This is a genomic window from Oceanobacillus neutriphilus (assembly GCF_014645515.1).
In the GTDB taxonomy this organism is placed as follows: Bacteria; Bacillota; Bacilli; order Bacillales; family Amphibacillaceae; genus Oceanobacillus; species Oceanobacillus neutriphilus.
Genome location: NZ_BMLW01000013.1, coordinates 35,659 through 49,930, shown reverse-complemented (window position 1 = coordinate 49,930; position 14,272 = coordinate 35,659). Strand labels below are relative to the sequence as shown.

The following is a 14,272-nucleotide window of genomic DNA, read 5'->3' as shown; positions in this document are numbered from 1 at the left end:
GCGTTTTATAGGACCTGACACTCTGAATTACCAGACTGCCAGTCTTCAAGTGTCAGGTAATCTCTGCTCTATGAATCTGGAGATTTTAGTTGCCCGATACTTTTTTATCGTGCTTATTTTAGATAAGGCTATAAGATAAACAGGCAGCTGCCGGGTGTAACGGAAGAGTTACAAAACCTGAATAAAGCATTGTATACGTAAGAGCGGTGTACAAATTGCCGCCAATCTCTGGGAAAGCCTTAAAATAGAAAAGAAGATTCCAGGGTTCATTGGAATATAGGGGGAGTAACTATAGTGAAAGAGACCATTGAAAAAAATACAATTAAATATCAGGAGCTATTAAGAAAATATATAAATACTCAAGATGAGAAAGCTTTATACGACCTGGAATTAATTAGTAAAGCTTTTATCAAAAAGAACATTTTACCCGAAGAATTAATTAATTTGCATATCCAGGCAATGGAGAACATTTATCCTCAGTTAATGAATGAATATAAAATCTCCATGGAGTTTTTATTAGAAGCTACTGTTTTCTATGGACTGGCACTGCAGGAAGTAGATTACTTAAGACAGGAAAAAAATGTGCTGACGGCTGAGATCTCGGTTGCTGCCAATATGCAAAAGACATTATTAGGAACTCAAAAACCGGAAAGAAACGGTGTAGATATAGGAGTCATTAGTGTGCCTGCTCATCAGATGAATGGAGATTATCATCATTTTACAGTAGGCACTAATGGAACAATCGGAATTGCCATTGCAGATGTTATCGGTAAAGGGATACCGGCCGCATTATGTATGTCAATGATTAAGTATGCAATTGACAGCTATCCGGAAGCAACGATGTCACCAAATAAGGTTTTAGAAAACTTGAATAGAGTCGTAGAGAGAAATATTGATTCTAGCATGTTTATCACGATGTGTTATGCACACTACCTGCCACAAGAAAGTAAATTAAAATTATCCTCTGCGGGTCATGAGCCGGGGTATATTTATCGTGCGAAAACAGGAGAATTTGAAGAAATCCGTACAAAAGGTATTGTTCTCGGTGTGATGCCTGATGCCGAATACAGGGAGTATGAAATAAATATTGATAAAGATGATTTAATTATCTTTCTGACAGACGGTGTTTCAGAGTGCCGGGATGGAGACCGTTTTATTGAAACCGAGGAGCTTTTAGAAGTTATCCGGGAATATGTTGATTTGCCTGCTCAGGAGCTGGTGGATAATGTATATCAATACTTTGAAAAACTGCAGGATTTTCAGCTGCGGGATGATTTTACATTAATTGTTCTCCGTAAAGAGGTTTAAAGATATAAAAGCCGGGAATATAGTATATTAGCCTGCTAAGTGATTAAATTATTATTTAAAAGCTTGAGAGAGAGTAAAGAAAAGTTTGGATAAAGAACTTTTTATTTACCGTATATAAAATGAAAAACAGGATTAAAATGAATTTAGATTGTATAGTCATCTATCCAGGATCTTGATGACAGAGGGGGTCATTATGAATTTATCAGTGAAAATCAATGAGGATAGTAATTTGAAAGTATTAGAAGTAAGTGGTGAAATTGATGCATACACAGCACCTGAGCTTAAGGAATCATTAATGCCTTTAATAAGAGAAAGCGGCAATCAAGTTGAGGTGGATTTAGAAGATGTCCAATATATGGACAGTACTGGTTTAGGTGTCTTTGTCAGTGCTTTAAAAACTTCTAAGGAAAGTGGAAGTCATTTTACATTGAAAAATGTTCAAGGACGGGTTTACCGTATTTTTGAAATTACCGGTCTTAGTGAAATTATAGATATAAAAGCAGTGATTCGAGGTGGCAATGAGTGATGGAAGCATTTGATTATATCGAAATGAAGGTGCCGGCCAAAGCGGAATATATTGGAGTAATGCGCTTAACCTTATCAGGCATTGCTAATCGGATGAGTTTTTCCTATGATGCCATTGAAGATTTGAAGGTTGCTATATCTGAAGCTGTTACCAATGCTGTAGAGCATGCCTATGGAGAGAATGAGTCTGGTGAAATCACTGTAGGTTTCGGTTTATACGAAGATCGGATTGAAATAATGGTAGCCGATCGTGGAGGAAGCTTTAATTTAGAAGAGGTAAAAAGTGAAACTGGACCATATCGTTCTGATGAACCTGTAGAGAAAATACGGGAAGGAGGGTTTGGTTTATTCTTGATTGAAGCACTAATGGACGAAGTAAAAATTAACAACAAATATGGTGTAATGGTCATTATGACTAAATACAATAGAGAAGAAGAGGTGGACATGGATGACGACCAAGTCTCAACCATTCAATAGAGGGGGAGATGAGGTTTACCAATGGATAAGTACTCTTCAGGAAGATCCGACCAACGAAGAATTACAGGAAAAGATTGTTTTAACCTATCAGAATCTTGTTGGATCTATTGCCCGGAAGTATTCCAAAAATAGTGCCATTCATGAAGACCTTGTACAAGTGGGCATGATTGGATTACTTGGAGCAATTAAGAGGTACGATCCATCTTTTGGTAAGTCGTTTGAATCATTCGCGATCCCGACAATAATTGGTGAAATAAAACGATTTATACGAGATAAAACATGGAGCGTTCATGTACCTCGTCGTATTAAAGAATTGGGACCAAAAATTCGAAAAAGTGCTGATGAACTGACGACAAAAAATCAAAAATCTCCTACCATTAAAGAAATCGCAGAACATATTGGTGTACCAGAAGAAGAAGTTTTAGAAACGATGGAAATGAGCAAAAGCTACAAAGCTTTATCCGTCGACCATAAAATTGAAGCTGATTCAGACGGCAGTACAGTAGCTATCTTAGATTTAATTGGAAATGAAGATAACAGCTTTAAAAATCTTGAACAGAAAATGATGCTTGAAAAAATACTTCCTGTTTTATCAGAGCGGGAGCAATTAATTTTAGAATGTACGTATTTCAAAAATATGAGTCAGAAGGAAACAGGAGAAAAACTGGGGATTTCACAAATGCACGTTTCACGGCTTCAAAGAAGAGCACTCCGCAAATTACGAGAAACTATGCAGACAGAAAGCACGGAGGTATTCGATTGATTTCTGGCAAATATGTAGATGTTTCCGTTTACCAAAAGGCTAAGAAAGGTAACCATTATTGTGGAGATAGTTACTTTTATGTCGAAGAAGATGAGATCTTTTTAGGAGTGCTCGCAGATGGTCTTGGAAGCGGAGAAATTGCAAAGGAATCCTCACAGGCTGTCATAGACATTGTGAGACAGCATAAGTACAAAACAGTGAAAGAAATCATTGAATTATGCAATAAGCGGCTGATTGGTATGCGTGGAGCTGTTATGGGTATTCTGAAAATAGACTTCATTGAGCAAACCTTTACTTTTTCCTCCATTGGAAATATAGGAATCATTGTTTTGGAAAAAGGAGTTAAAAAAAAGAGAAATATCCCAAGCTCCGGATACCTGGGCTCCCGTTATCGCGGCGTCAAGGTCATGACGGAAAAATTAAAAAAAGACACAAATTTTATTGTGTTTTCTGATGGAGTAATGGATAAAGAATTATCTCAGTATTTTTTCAAAGATTATAATGTTGACAGGATTACAGAAGCCTATGCAAATTATAGTGAAAATACCAGGCAGGATGATACAACATTACTGGCAATCAGATACAAGGGAGAAAAAGGTTGATTTGTATGAAAATAACACGAACGCCGTTTCAGTTGTTATTGAATTACAAATCAACCTTTTTTTATGTGTCAGAAAGCATTGCTTCGCTTAATTTGATACAATAGAAAGTAGAGTAAGGAGGAGAAGCAATAGTGAACTTAGATGAAAAATTAATTACAATCGTATCAAAAGATACAAAAGTACAAGATAAAATTGTTTCTAAAGTAATCTCTCTCTTAGATGAGGGGAACACAGTTCCATTTATTGCAAGGTATAGAAAAGAAGCAACAGGTGGACTGGATGAAGTAAAAATCAAAGAAATACAGGATAGATGGGCATATGTGCTTCACCTGTCCGAGCGAAAACAGGAAGTTCTCCGTATCATTGAAGAACAGGGTAAATTAACAGATGAATTAAGGAATGAAATTGAGAAAGCAACACAGCTTCAAAAAGTGGAAGACTTATATCGTCCTTACAAGCAAAAACGCCGGACAAGAGCAACTATTGCCAAAGAAAAAGGATTAGAGCCGCTGGCACAAATCATTTGGGAACAGAAGGAACCTGTTGATTTAAAACAGAAGGCAGCAGAGTTTTTCTCTGAAGAACATGAGTTAAATACAGTAGAAGAAGTGCTTCAGGGAGTTAATGATATCATCGCGGAATGGATTTCTGATGAACCTGTTTATCGTGAATTTATTCGTGATACGACGATGAAACAAGGAATGATCAAGTCACAGGATAAAAATAAAGAAGACGATGAAAAACAAATTTTTGAGATGTATTATGAATACAGTGAAGCAGTCCGCTCCTTGGTTTCCCATCGTATTCTTGCACTTAACCGCGGTGAAAAAGAAGGCATTTTAAAAGTTCAGCTGGAGTCTCCTGTGGATAAAATAATCTCCTATTTAGAACAAAAGGTAATAAAGAAAACCTGCCCGCAAAATATCAAGGAATTATTAACAGCAGCAGTGGAAGACAGCTATAAAAGGCTGATTGAGCCATCTGTGGAAAGAGAGATCCGCAGTGCATTAACAGAAAAAGCAGAGGCACAGGCAATTGAGGTTTTCTCGGTTAACCTGAGAAATCTATTACTGCAGCCTCCATTAAAAGGAAAGGTTATTCTGGGAGTAGATCCTGCTTTCCGGACAGGCTGTAAGCTTGCAGTTGTGGATGAAACAGGAAAAGTTCATCAAATAAATGTTATCTATCCAACTGCTCCAAGAAAAGATGTCAAGGGTGCAGAAAAGGTCGTTATGGGCTTAATTAATCAGTTTGGTGTCGAACTGATTGCGATTGGCAATGGAACAGCATCCAGAGAAACGGAACAATTTATCTCAGATGTTTTAACAAATAATAAGTTAGATATGCCATATATTATCGTAAATGAAGCCGGTGCAAGTGTGTACTCTGCTTCTGCTTTGGCAAGAGAAGAATTCCCTGAGCTGCAGGTAGAAGAAAGAAGTGCTGTTTCTATTGCAAGAAGGGTACAGGATCCGTTAGCTGAGCTCGTGAAAATTGATCCCAAATCTATCGGTGTCGGGCAGTATCAGCATGACGTCAGCCAAAAAGAACTGTCCAATTCATTAACATTTGTCGTAGAGACAGCTGTTAACCAGGTTGGTGTAAATGTTAATACAGCCTCTTCTTCCCTTTTACAATATGTATCCGGATTAAGTAAAGCCGTTGCGAATAATGTAATCAAACAGCGGGAAGAGGAAGGGAAGTTCACGAATCGGAAGCAGTTGAAGAAGATTCCGCGGCTTGGTGCGAAAACATATGAACAGGCGATTGGTTTTCTGAGAATTGTTGATGGAGATACACCGCTTGACCGCACGCCAATTCACCCGGAAAGCTATCCACATGTGAAAGCTTTACTAAACAAATTTGGCTTAGATGAGCAGGCATTGGGGACAGAGCCTCTACAGCAAAAGATTAAAGAAATGGATAAACAAGCTGCAGCAGAAGAACTGGAGATCGGCTTGCCGACTCTGGAGGATATTCTGGAAGCATTAAGCAAGCCGGAACGCGACTTGCGGGATGATTTTCCACAGCCATTATTGAAGAAAAATGTAATGAATATGGAAGATTTAAAACCTGGTATGGAGCTTCAGGGAACGGTTCGCAATGTTGTTGACTTTGGTGTCTTTGTTGATGTCGGTGTGAAACAGGACGGGCTTGTGCATATCTCTAAAATGTCCAAGCAGTTTGTCAACCATCCGATGGATGTCGCATCCGTCGGCGATGTCGTCACTGTCTGGGTGGACGACGTAAATGTTCAAAAAGGAAGAATTGCGCTTTCTATGGTTCAATAAATAGAATAATTAATAAAAAGAAAAGGAACTTCAACAGCATGAAGTTCCTTTTCTAATAAAAAAATGAAGATTCTCGCCTTAGATAGGAGAGAGATCTTCATTTTTTATTAGTGATTATTTTACAGATGCTTCATTTGCTGCTTCTACTTCATCAAGAGAGATGCCAATTGCTTCTGCAACACCTTTACCGTAATCCGGATCTGCTTTATAGCAGTTGTTGATGTGACGAAGCTTGACTGATTTTGATGCAGGAGCAATATCATCCGCTGTGTTTTGGAAAAGCAGTTGTTTCTGCTTATCAGACATTAGGCGGAATAGCTTACCTGGCTGTTCATAGTAAAGACTGTCATCTTCATCAAAGTCATAGTAATCGACATCTGCACCCAGTTGTAATGCAGGCTCCTGATGCTCTTTACTGTCTTCCCACTCGCCATATTGGTTCGGGCTGTAGCTGACTTGTCCACCTTGGTAAGGCATTACGCGCATTGCACCATCGCGGTGGTATGGATGGAAGTTTTTCGCGTTTTTCGGATAGTTAACCGGAATTTGCCAATGGTTAACACCAAGACGGTAACGCTGTGCATCTCCATAAGAGAAGAGGCGGCCCTGTAACATTTTATCTGGAGAGAACCCGATTCCAGGAACGATGTTCGTAGGAGCAAATGCTGCCTGCTCTACCTCTTCAAAATAATTTTCAGGGTTTTGATTAAGCTCTAATTCACCAACTTCAATAAGCGGGAATTCATCTTTATACCATACTTTTGTTAAATCAAATGGGTTGTAAGGCATATTTTTAGCTTCTTCTTCTGTCATTACTTGAATGTACATTTTCCATTTAGGGAAATTGCCTTCTTCAATAGCAGTATATAAATCACGTTGGTGACTTTCACGGTCTCCACCGACAATTTTTGCTGCTTCTTCGTTTGTAAGGTTTTCAATTCCTTGTTGTGTTTTAAAGTGGAATTTCACCCATACACGTTCGTTGTTTTCATTGTATAAGCTGTACGCATGGCTTCCGAATAAATGCATGTTACGGTAAGATTTTGGAATACCGCGGTCAGACATAACAACAGTAACCTGATGAAGTGCTTCCGGTAAGTTAGACCAGAAATCCCAGTTTGCATCAGCATTCTTCATGTTTGTTTTTGGATCGCGTTTAACAACGTGGTTCAAGTCAGGGAAACGTTTAGGGTCTCTCATAAAGAATACAGGCGTGTTGTTACCAACTAAATCCCAATTACCTTCTTCTGTATAGAACTTCATAGCAGTTCCGCGGATATCACGTTCAGCATCAGCCGCCCCACGCTCACCAGCGACAGTGGAGAAACGGATAAACATATCTGTTTTCTTGCCAACCTCAGAGAAGATTTTTGCTTTTGTATATTTTGTAATGTCGTTTGTAATTGTTAATGTTCCATACGCACCAGATCCTTTTGCGTGCATACGACGTTCAGGAATTACTTCACGATCAAAGTGTGCAAGTTTTTCAAGGAACCAAAAGTCTTCCATTAATAATGGACCACGTTTACCGGCCGTTTTGGAATCATCATCATTTGGAACAGGAGCCCCAAATGCAGTGGTCATTTTTCTTTTCTCACTCATAAATAGTTTCCCTCCTAAATAGATATTAAATACAATTATTATAATAACATAATTACTAGTAGATTGCTATTAATATTCTATGTTATTTATATGACTTTTTTGATATTATAATTAAGTTCTGTACTGGCGGTTAAAAACGTATCAATCAGTAATAAAGAGAAAAGTTCTATATGCTTTTTTTTAGAAGTGAGTCTCTGGAAGAAAGATTCTATCAATTCTCAATTAGGTAAATTAAATGAGAATTGAATTCTGTAATAAAACGTATTATAATAGAATGGACGTTCTTAAATTTATATTTCTGTTTGTTAAGACAAGGAATAAATGGACCTGCTTTTTTTATTAACTCAACTTTCGCACCTTAAAAAATAACTTGCCTATCATAGAGACAGGTGTTGATTGTTCCTTCCATCTATTTCTTGACAAAGCATAAACTCTACCCAGAAAAAAGGTAAAGTGTAAAGCGACCGCTACGGCGCCCCGTTTTGCTTTCGACGTACAGGACGTACTAATTAATGCAGGCGTTGCAACAACGCTTTTCATGGGGTGAGTAATCGCAACCCCAGGACGTTGCGACCTTAGCCTGCCTAGGGGCACGTTCTTCAGCTAACTTTTGCCAAGAAGAGCACTTGGAAAAAGTTAGCTGAAGCCGTCCCCATGGAAAGCGTAGTGGTTGGCCAGAGCGGAAGCTATACACAATAACCTGTTCAAAAAATAAAAAGATGAATTAACTAAAAGCAAGCATGTTAATAGAGACCATGTTCATCCTGGAATAGGAGGGTATAGATGCTTATTCTCAAGTGCGAAAGTTGAGTTATTAAGATTTCTAATAGCGTATAATCAATAACGTATAGGAAGTAAGTTTTTGAATATACGATAGGGCAGAGGAAAACTCTGCGGAAAGAAGTATGATTTTAGTTTTCAGGAGATGAAACGTATGATGAATCCAATATCTGATAAGGAATTATATCAACTGGTAAACCAGTTATCGGAGACGTATTTTAATAAGCCGTTTATTGACAAAGTCCAATTTAATGCCCGTTTGCGGACCACTGGCGGAAGATATATTCCAAGCAGACGGATCATTGAATTAAACCCTAAATATGCCTTTGAATTTGAAAAGGAAGAACTTCACGGTATTATTAAGCACGAACTTTGTCATTATCATTTGCATATTGAAGGAAAGGGATACGGGCACCGGGATAGAGATTTTAGAGAATTGCTTGCAAAAACAGGATCTCCCCGGCATTGTAAACAACTGCCCTCTGAAGAGAAGCGTTACCGTTATACATATGAGTGTCGAAATTGTAACGCTGTTTATAAAAGGGTAAGAAAAGTAGATGTATCCAGATACCGATGCGGCAAATGCAGAGGGAAATTGAAGCTGGTTTAAATTTTTTTGCAATAAGTATTGACGAATAATATTTTACATGATAAATTAATGAAGCTGATACGAAATGACAGTTTTTCTAACTAGAGAATAACCTGTCGTCAGGCATTGTCGAATTGCACAGAGTTATGATTAACTTTTGAAGCATAGAAAAACTTTTGAAGTTTTTATTGACAAAAAACAGGATATATTGTATGATATTTCTTGTTGTTGCGTAATCAAGTTATTACATAGCAAGTGACTGTATACTTTTACATTCCACAGTAGCTCAGTGGTAGAGCAATCGGCTGTTAACCGATCGGTCGTAGGTTCGAATCCTACCTGTGGAGCCATTAATGTGGAGAAGTACTCAAGTGGCTGAAGAGGCGCCCCTGCTAAGGGTGTAGGTCGTGTAAGCGGCGCGAGGGTTCAAATCCCTCCTTCTCCGCCATTTAAATTTTCATAGTGGCCCGTTGGTCAAGCGGTTAAGACACCGCCCTTTCACGGCGGTAACACGGGTTCGAATCCCGTACGGGTCATCTTTCTTAAAAATTAAAATAAATAGTTGGTCCGGTAGTTCAGTTGGTTAGAATGCCTGCCTGTCACGCAGGAGGTCGCGGGTTCGAGTCCCGTCCGGACCGCCATTATAGTTGGGCCATAGCCAAGCGGTAAGGCATCGGGTTTTGATCCCGTGTACCCTAGGTTCGAATCCTAGTGGCCCAGCCATTTTTATTTTTTAGAAGATGTACATGCTAATACTATTCACGTTAATAGTATTTTTTTGTTTAAAAAGTGGTATTTATTTAGGAGCCATTAGCTCAGTCGGTAGAGCAACGAGCAAAACTTCTGCCGAATAAGCTTCGAGTAACCCCGAAGCATTTACTTCAAAGCGAAGGCATGCAGATGCAGGGGTCCACCAAAATAAGGTGCAATAAATAAAGCGACACTCCATTAAACACAGGAGCCATTAGCTCAGTCGGTAGAGCATCTGACTTTTAATCAGAGGGTCGAAGGTTCGAATCCTTCATGGCTCACCATTTTCATATTTTGCGGATGTGGCGGAATTGGCAGACGCGCTGGAATCAGGCTCCAGTGTCCGTTAAGGACGTGGGGGTTCGACTCCCTTCATCCGCATCATATCATGCGGTCATGGCGGAATGGCAGACGCGCCAGGTTGAGGGCCTGGTGGGTGAATAACCCGTGGAGGTTCAAATCCTCTTGACCGCATCAAATTATAAGACGAACTATATCAAGGGTTTCAGACCTTTGATATTTTTTTATGCGCTCCTTTTACTATGTGAAATGAGTGTTTTTTTTATGTTTTGTGCCTAATCCAATTTATGGGAAAAATGAAACATTCGGTTTTTAGAAAAAAGTATCCAATCTATCAGCAGTTTCTCTTTGCTTGTTAGGGAACAAGTGACCATAAACATCAATTGTCGTTGTAATAGACGAATGCCCTAGGCGTTCTTTAATGGCAACAAGAGGTAAAGCTTGTATTAAAGCAAGCTTATAAATAAAGAGGTGGAGGAATGATATTCCAACACCACATTTGACAAAGAACCATTTAAGAAAGAAAACGGAAATATTTTTTCGGGTACAGAAAGTGAATCAGTTTCCGTTGAAGATATAAGAGCTGCAACGGAAATAAAAACATGGAAAGATAAATATATTTACATTCTTGTGAAGGGTGAAAATACGGAAGTTGCTTGGAATAAAGATTCAAGCCCCGAAAAATATGAAAGATATTATAAGTATGAAGATGGAGATTTGATTGACACTGAATGCTATAAAGACTTGGGTTGTAATGAGTCGAAGCTACAAGCGGAAGATCAAAAATTACTAAATGATGAGCCCGATTATCAAGAAGAAAGTAATGATATATTGGATGTAACTAAAACATTTGAATAAAAGGTTACATTAATAATGAGGAGAGATGAGCATGTCACAATTTGAAGATGAAGTATTGGAATATTTGTATGTGTAAAGTATTAATAAAATCTGATAGAATTACCTTAAAAACTCGATTAAGATAATTCAACAAACGGGCAATTTTGCGGAATAAGGACGGCAGGCGCTTTCTTGGAAAAAGCCATGAAAAAAGCTTAGACTACATTTCAGAAGAATAGCCTAAGACTTTTTGTTTAGATACCTATTAACATTTCAAACAATAAATTTGTTTAATTAGAACCTGCTCCCAGAGGCTGCTCCCTTCGGTGATATACGTTCAATTTCTGCCAACTCTTCATTTGTAAGAGAAATTTGAGTGGCTTCGAGATTTTCTTTGACTCTGTCTAACCGCTTGGTTCCAGGGATGGGGACGATTCGATCTCCCTGTGCCAACAGCCATGCCAACGCAAGTTGTGCAGTCGTACATCCTTTTTGCATAGCCATTTTTTCTATGCGAGAGGCTAACTCTACATTTTTTGTGAAGTTTTCACCTTGAAAACGAGAATACATTTCCTGTGGGTAATCCTTTGAGAGATCATCTAATTTTTTAACCTGACCTGTCAAGAATCCTCTGCCAAGTGGACTATATGGGACGAGACCAATTCCTAGTTCTTTGAGTAGCGGCAGAACTTCGTCTTCTACATCTCTACTCCACAAGGAATATTCCGTTTCAACTGCGGTGATCGGGTGTATCGCATGTGCGCGACGAATGATGTCAGCTGGCGCTTCTGACAGGCCGATATAACGAACTTTGCCCTGTTTAACTAGATCATCTAAGGCTCCAATAGTTTCTTCGATAGGAACATTTGGGTCGTGCCGATGCTGATAGTATAAATCAATGTAATCAATTCCGAGACTATACAGACTAGCGTCAACGGACTTTTTAACATAAGCTGGGTCTCCCTTAAAACCTTGATTATGAGTGACCCCAAATTTTGTTGCGATTACAGCTTCATCACGCCTTCCCTTTAATGCCTTGCCCAACAGCTTTTCATTATCTCCAAACCTTGCCTCAAGATAACCATCATTTCCGTAAAGGTCTGCGGTGTCAAACAAAGTGACACCATTATCCAAAGCTCCCCTAATTGTATCAACAGAAGATTGATTGTCGGGCATAGTCATCGTACCATGTCCGATAGCGGAAACCTCCAGCCCTTCGTTACCGAGCTTTCGTTTTGGAATGTCTTGATTATAAATCATTAGAATGTCCTCCTTTAATTTGTGATATGGTTTTATCTTAACGAATAAACGTGGCTATAACCACTGCATGTTTATACTAGTAATGGTAGTAACAGGATGTAAAATTTGCCCATATTAAAACACCTGTATCAACCAGTTAAGTTGGACAAATCATTTTATCTAAAGCAAAATGAAAGCTATACTGATAATGCAATGAGAAAGGAATGAATCAAATATTATGCAAAAAAGTGTACACTCCAAGGTATTTGGGCAATTTTTAAAATCCAGGCGAGAACGGGTTCAGCCTGAAGAAGCCGGTATTCACATGACTTCAGGGCGACGCAGAACGCCGGGGTTGCGCCGGGAAGAGGTTGCTTATCTTAGCCACGTTAGTGTGACGTATTATACATGGTTAGAACAGGGAAAAGACATTCAACCTTCGCGGGATGTTTTAATCAATATTGGTCAGGCGTTACAGCTTAGTCCTGACGAGAAAGAACATCTTTTCAACTTAGCGTATAATGAAGCATTATCATTGCCGAATGATGAAGAACAATATAATGATTCATTACAAGCTACAATCTACGATTTAGCATTTCCATCCTTCATTACAGATCAGCGTTCCAAGGTTATTTTTTGGAATCAAGGGGCGGAAACAATGCTTTTTCCGTTTTCTTCTTGTGCTTCCGAAGAACGGTATTTACTACAACTCCTATTTTTGGAAGGAAGTATTATGGATCGTATTCAAAATTGGGACGAGTTTTCAACTTATTCGGTTGCAGTCTTTCGGGGCATTTTTGACCGCTTTCCGGAGGACCCCATTCTTAATCAACTCCTTTTAAAACTAAAACAGCAAAGCAAGTTGTTTCAAAATCTATGGGAACAGCACCAAATTAAGCAGAAGAAGGTTAGTTTCATTTCTATAAATGATGAGCAAGGCCAAACCAATCATTTCCGAATTCATTCCGCTACCCACGTGGATGGAAACGAAAATCTTTTTTTGTGTATGTATGTTCCTGTCTCTTAAAGTACTGTCCACATCAAATTTTAACGTGTGGTTAAATCATCCTTGATCTTCCTCAAATGGGCCAATTGCTTAACAATAATATCCTAAAATAACGTTGTCCAAAGAGAGGGGAATCTATTTGATACAAATTATGAAGGCAAATGATAGTCACGTTAAAGGAATTTCAAGCGTGTGTATTAGAGCTTATTGGGCGACATATGGGGAAACTCACTCAAAAGAGTGGATTGAAAAAGTTATTAGGGTTTATAATCGCGCGAGAATACTAAGAGAAGTATCGGAGTCAAATCGTGACTGGGGTGGATATTTTGTAGCTATCGAAAACGGAAAAGTGGTTGGTGCTGCAGGCGGTGGAATGATTGATGAAGAGATTGGGGAATTATTCGTAATATACGCTGACCCGGATAGAAGAAATGAAGGTATCGGCTCAGGATTACTAAATACAATAACGAAACAACAAAAAGAAGAATATGGTGCCCAAAGTCAGTGGGTATTTATTCAAAAAGGAAATATGAAAGGAATTCCCTTTTACAAATCCAAAGGCTTCAAATTTCAATCTGAAAATATTCCAAAAGTTTATCCAGAGTTTCCAGCGCGTATAAAACTAAGATATTCCAGAGAAGTTTAAAATAATGTTTTTGTTCATCAAACGGGCGCGATTGTTTAATAAAACTTAGGCCATCTGATTTAGCAGCAGTTAAAGAGCAAATAGATAAAATACCGTATATTGGAAACGCGGATGATGTTGTTTTATTTAATTAGAACATTCGGTTTTTGTTAGGTTTTTAATGACTATTTCAAGCCTAAAATTGGTATGAAACAAGTTGAAAGTAAGTAATTAGAGTGAATGAAAGTACGTATTATAAGGTTTTAGCACACATGATGCGGTATTACCCGATTGAGGGCCTGGTGGGATTGCATGAATACTGGGGACAAGGGTATATGAAAGAGGCATTAATAAGTGCAATAGAAAGTGGTTTTAATAATATGGCATTGAACAGAATTAACGCATATGTTGCTTTAGAAAATGTTAATTCTGTCAAATTATTAGAAAGACTCGGGTTTAAGAATGAAGGTATTTATAGGGAGAAGCATTTATTCAGAGGAAAATATTACGACCACTACTCTTTTTCCTTGTTAAAAAGTGACTGGAACCAAATTCGAAGCTGATTCATTTTAAACCTT

13 protein-coding genes, 8 tRNA genes and 1 pseudogene are annotated in these 14,272 nt (G+C 38.4%); 19 read left to right on the top strand and 3 right to left on the bottom strand.

What is annotated here, in order from left to right; all coding sequences use genetic code 11:
• Positions 1-294 precede the first annotated feature (294 nt).
• The 6 genes from IEX29_RS19845 (at position 295) to IEX29_RS19820 (ending at position 5,966) form a co-directional block, all read left to right on the top strand.
• The gene (locus IEX29_RS19845) at positions 295-1,308 is read left to right on the top strand and encodes a PP2C family protein-serine/threonine phosphatase (RefSeq protein WP_188736506.1); all 1,014 of its coding nucleotides are present in this window, start codon (positions 295-297) and stop codon (positions 1,306-1,308) included.
• A 193-nt stretch (positions 1,309-1,501) separates the two neighbouring features.
• The gene (locus IEX29_RS19840; RefSeq protein WP_188736504.1) at positions 1,502-1,834 is read left to right on the top strand and encodes an STAS domain-containing protein; all 333 of its coding nucleotides are present in this window, start codon (positions 1,502-1,504) and stop codon (positions 1,832-1,834) included.
• A complete protein-coding gene (gene rsbW / locus IEX29_RS19835; protein WP_147211137.1) occupies positions 1,834-2,310 on the top strand; it encodes an anti-sigma B factor RsbW in 477 nt (158 codons plus the stop codon). Before IEX29_RS19840 ends, rsbW begins: the two co-directional genes overlap by 1 nt.
• Positions 2,282-3,073: an RNA polymerase sigma factor SigB gene (sigB, locus tag IEX29_RS19830; protein ID WP_188736502.1), complete on the top strand. Its 792-nt coding sequence runs from the start codon at positions 2,282-2,284 to the stop codon at positions 3,071-3,073. Before rsbW ends, sigB begins: the two co-directional genes overlap by 29 nt.
• Positions 3,070-3,675 (top strand): SpoIIE family protein phosphatase, encoded by a 606-nt coding sequence (locus tag IEX29_RS19825; RefSeq protein ID WP_188736500.1) that lies wholly within the window; start codon positions 3,070-3,072, stop codon positions 3,673-3,675. The genes sigB and IEX29_RS19825 overlap by 4 nt, the downstream gene beginning before the upstream one ends.
• A gap of 128 nt (positions 3,676-3,803) precedes the next feature.
• The gene (locus IEX29_RS19820) at positions 3,804-5,966 is read left to right on the top strand and encodes a Tex family protein (RefSeq protein ID WP_188736779.1); all 2,163 of its coding nucleotides are present in this window, start codon (positions 3,804-3,806) and stop codon (positions 5,964-5,966) included.
• Positions 5,967-6,080: 114 nt separating this feature from the next.
• Here IEX29_RS19820 and IEX29_RS19815 read toward each other — a convergent pair whose 3' ends face one another.
• Positions 6,081-7,568 (bottom strand): catalase, encoded by a 1,488-nt coding sequence (locus IEX29_RS19815; RefSeq protein ID WP_188736498.1) that lies wholly within the window; start codon positions 7,566-7,568, stop codon positions 6,081-6,083.
• Positions 7,569-8,505: 937 nt separating this feature from the next.
• Between IEX29_RS19815 and IEX29_RS19810 the strand changes: the two genes are divergently transcribed.
• From IEX29_RS19810 to IEX29_RS19770, 9 genes are all read left to right on the top strand, one after another.
• The gene (locus IEX29_RS19810) at positions 8,506-8,958 is read left to right on the top strand and encodes a SprT family protein (RefSeq protein ID WP_188736777.1); all 453 of its coding nucleotides are present in this window, start codon (positions 8,506-8,508) and stop codon (positions 8,956-8,958) included.
• 254 nt (positions 8,959-9,212) lie between these two features.
• Positions 9,213-9,287, top strand: a tRNA-Asn gene (locus tag IEX29_RS19805).
• Positions 9,288-9,294: 7 nt separating this feature from the next.
• Positions 9,295-9,385, top strand: a tRNA-Ser gene (locus IEX29_RS19800).
• A 16-nt stretch (positions 9,386-9,401) separates the two neighbouring features.
• Positions 9,402-9,473 (top strand) — tRNA-Glu (locus tag IEX29_RS19795).
• 28 nt (positions 9,474-9,501) lie between these two features.
• A tRNA-Asp gene (locus IEX29_RS19790) sits at positions 9,502-9,578 on the top strand.
• A gap of 7 nt (positions 9,579-9,585) precedes the next feature.
• Positions 9,586-9,660 (top strand) — tRNA-Gln (locus IEX29_RS19785).
• A 235-nt stretch (positions 9,661-9,895) separates the two neighbouring features.
• A tRNA-Lys gene (locus IEX29_RS19780) sits at positions 9,896-9,971 on the top strand.
• A gap of 12 nt (positions 9,972-9,983) precedes the next feature.
• Positions 9,984-10,068: transfer RNA gene (locus IEX29_RS19775), tRNA-Leu, on the top strand.
• Positions 10,069-10,077: 9 nt separating this feature from the next.
• Positions 10,078-10,161: transfer RNA gene (locus IEX29_RS19770), tRNA-Leu, on the top strand.
• Positions 10,162-10,299: 138 nt separating this feature from the next.
• Here the strand turns inward: IEX29_RS19770 and IEX29_RS26845 are convergent.
• Positions 10,300-10,413: pseudogene (locus IEX29_RS26845) on the bottom strand (hypothetical protein); the annotation flags it as partial.
• A gap of 204 nt (positions 10,414-10,617) precedes the next feature.
• Between IEX29_RS26845 and IEX29_RS26840 the strand changes: the two are divergent.
• Positions 10,618-10,845 (top strand): hypothetical protein, encoded by a 228-nt coding sequence (locus IEX29_RS26840; protein ID WP_229720307.1) that lies wholly within the window; start codon positions 10,618-10,620, stop codon positions 10,843-10,845.
• A gap of 273 nt (positions 10,846-11,118) precedes the next feature.
• Here IEX29_RS26840 and IEX29_RS19765 read toward each other — a convergent pair whose 3' ends face one another.
• Positions 11,119-12,066 carry an aldo/keto reductase gene (locus IEX29_RS19765; RefSeq protein ID WP_188736775.1) on the bottom strand — a complete coding sequence of 316 codons (948 nt, stop codon included), beginning with the start codon at positions 12,064-12,066 and terminating at the stop codon, positions 11,119-11,121.
• 235 nt (positions 12,067-12,301) lie between these two features.
• On the opposite strand from IEX29_RS19765, the gene IEX29_RS19760 reads away from it, so the two are divergent.
• The 3 genes from IEX29_RS19760 (at position 12,302) to IEX29_RS19750 (ending at position 14,257) form a co-directional block, all read left to right on the top strand.
• Positions 12,302-13,090 (top strand): MmyB family transcriptional regulator, encoded by a 789-nt coding sequence (locus tag IEX29_RS19760; RefSeq protein ID WP_188736496.1) that lies wholly within the window; start codon positions 12,302-12,304, stop codon positions 13,088-13,090.
• Between the two features lie 130 nt (positions 13,091-13,220).
• Positions 13,221-13,715 carry a GNAT family N-acetyltransferase gene (locus IEX29_RS19755; protein WP_229720305.1) on the top strand — a complete coding sequence of 165 codons (495 nt, stop codon included), beginning with the start codon at positions 13,221-13,223 and terminating at the stop codon, positions 13,713-13,715.
• 251 nt (positions 13,716-13,966) lie between these two features.
• Positions 13,967-14,257, top strand: a complete 291-nt coding sequence (locus IEX29_RS19750) for a GNAT family N-acetyltransferase (protein WP_229720304.1) — start codon at positions 13,967-13,969, stop codon at positions 14,255-14,257.
• The last annotated feature ends 15 nt before the right edge of the window (positions 14,258-14,272 follow it).

Excerpts from the sequence above, each read along its gene's own strand:
- IEX29_RS19840 (WP_188736504.1), top strand. The coding sequence starts at position 1,502 with ATGAATTTATCAGTGAAAATCAATGAGGATAGTAATTTGAAAGTATTA.
- rsbW (WP_147211137.1), top strand. The coding sequence starts at position 1,834 with ATGGAAGCATTTGATTATATCGAAATGAAGGTGCCGGCCAAAGCGGAA.
- sigB (WP_188736502.1), top strand. The coding sequence starts at position 2,282 with ATGACGACCAAGTCTCAACCATTCAATAGAGGGGGAGATGAGGTTTAC.
- IEX29_RS19815 (WP_188736498.1), bottom strand. The coding sequence starts at position 7,568 with ATGAGTGAGAAAAGAAAAATGACCACTGCATTTGGGGCTCCTGTTCCA.
- IEX29_RS19810 (WP_188736777.1), top strand. The coding sequence starts at position 8,506 with ATGAATCCAATATCTGATAAGGAATTATATCAACTGGTAAACCAGTTA.
- IEX29_RS19760 (WP_188736496.1), top strand. The coding sequence starts at position 12,302 with ATGCAAAAAAGTGTACACTCCAAGGTATTTGGGCAATTTTTAAAATCC.
- IEX29_RS19755 (WP_229720305.1), top strand. The coding sequence starts at position 13,221 with ATGAAGGCAAATGATAGTCACGTTAAAGGAATTTCAAGCGTGTGTATT.
- IEX29_RS19750 (WP_229720304.1), top strand. The coding sequence starts at position 13,967 with ATGATGCGGTATTACCCGATTGAGGGCCTGGTGGGATTGCATGAATAC.